Annotated in this window: 1 protein-coding gene and 1 pseudogene; both read right to left on the bottom strand. The window is 58.9% G+C overall.

Annotated elements, in window-relative coordinates:
• Nucleotides 1-517: 517 nt before the first annotated feature.
• On the bottom strand, nt 518-910 hold the full coding sequence (locus tag LL972_RS21525) for a hypothetical protein (RefSeq protein WP_039417339.1): 393 nt from the start codon (nt 908-910) through the stop codon (nt 518-520).
• 95 nt (nt 911-1,005) lie between these two features.
• A pseudogene (locus LL972_RS21520) lies at nt 1,006-1,407 on the bottom strand (plasmid pRiA4b ORF-3 family protein); the annotation flags it as partial.
• Nucleotides 1,408-1,484: the final 77 nt, after the last annotated feature.

Here is a 1,484-nt window from a genome sequence, read left to right as displayed (position 1 = left end):
GGTCTACTGCTGACATGTCCCGCGCCGATGAACGGCAGCGGGGCGGGGTGTTTGGCTTGTGGGCCTTCGCATCCTTTTCCCTCTTGCACGGCTTCGCCGGCGGGATTAGGATGGAGTCATTCAAGTGTCCCCATTGCTCTGGTGTTCCCGCCAGACCAGTGATGAAAAAACCGCCTCGCCAAAGGCGGTTTTTTCGTTTTCGGCGTCCGCCCATTACACCGGCGGGCTGCCTCGTTGTTGATACGTCTGGTGCTGAATCTACCTTCTTGCAGGAGCGAGCGTACTCGCAGGAAAGGTGGTGGACGGTACGCGGCTATCAAAACCGGTAGGGCAGAAGCGGGAACCGGCAGGCCTTGCGGCCTCCGCGCACCGCCCACCATAGAACTGGCGAGCCAAATAAAAGCGCCAGCATCGGACGATGGGCGCTTGCGCGCTCCTGCTATCTTTATCGGTTTGATAGTACCGATCACCGATTTTGCGATGATGGGCTGATCATCGCGCCAATCACCGCAGCATGTCAAACCGTCGCCATCTCTACTGCCGCCGCCGCTTTTGCTTGCAGGTTGAGAAGCGTGGCGATGACGGCGTGCAGGTCGACGTACTGGGTGTGACGTTGGAAGGCGGCTGCCGGCGATTCCGGATCACTTGGATCGGTCTGCAAATGCTCCTGGAACTGCTCGGCCAGCAAACCAGCCATGAAAGCGACGTGCGCGTGGTTGGCCTGCAACACGCTGCGGCCAATGGCCTCGAAGTTGTGCAGGCTGTCAGATAGCCACATGACATCGCGCGCCACCGTGCGACTGGCAAGGGTGGTATCGGCGCGGTAGGCACTATATTGCCGGATAGCCAACGCGGTGGTGCCAGTGAAAAGCACCAAGCTGGCCAACTCGTCGGTGTAATTGATGCCCATGGTTTTTGTCTTCCTCGGGAGGGCAGGGAGGGCGCAGTGCCGGCGAGAGAAGGGGCGCATAAGGCCACACGGTTGAGCACAGCGCCGGCGTTCAATCAAAGTGGAGCTTCCGGCATGGACAGCTTGACGTACTCGGCAAGACGTTCTCTGGCCTCACTAATGTCGAAAGCGTTGGGGTCGAATGGGCCCCCTAACCACTCCGTGAGTTCGCGTCGGCGGGCACTGCTGCGGCCAGCAAGTACCCTGAGCATCTCCGCATAGCCCCATGGCCCGCCACAATCCTCCGGCGGACAGGCGTTTTTGCCGGTAATCAAGTGCGGATAACTTCCTGTTGGTTTTTCCATCAGCTTTTCGACGGTCACTCGGTGTTGCCAGTCATCGCCAAAGTCGTAGGTGTAGATCAGCGTCTCTCCAATGCCAGACACATCACACAAGCGACGTTTACTGGGAATCTCGCTGCCATTTCCATGCCCGTACGAGTACAGGTGCATCAGCTCCGGTAATCCCCCCGCCCATTAGCTGACGCCAGAAGTGGAATTTTCTCGTCCCCTTTCCCGAGGAGGTTCCATGAAGA

It is taken from the genome of Xanthomonas campestris pv. asclepiadis (genome assembly GCF_020784175.1).
Lineage (GTDB): Bacteria > Pseudomonadota > Gammaproteobacteria > Xanthomonadales > Xanthomonadaceae > Xanthomonas > Xanthomonas campestris_D.
This window is presented reverse-complemented; position numbering and strand designations above follow the sequence as displayed.

Excerpts from the sequence above, each read along its gene's own strand:
- LL972_RS21525 (WP_039417339.1), bottom strand. The coding sequence starts at position 910 with ATGGGCATCAATTACACCGACGAGTTGGCCAGCTTGGTGCTTTTCACT.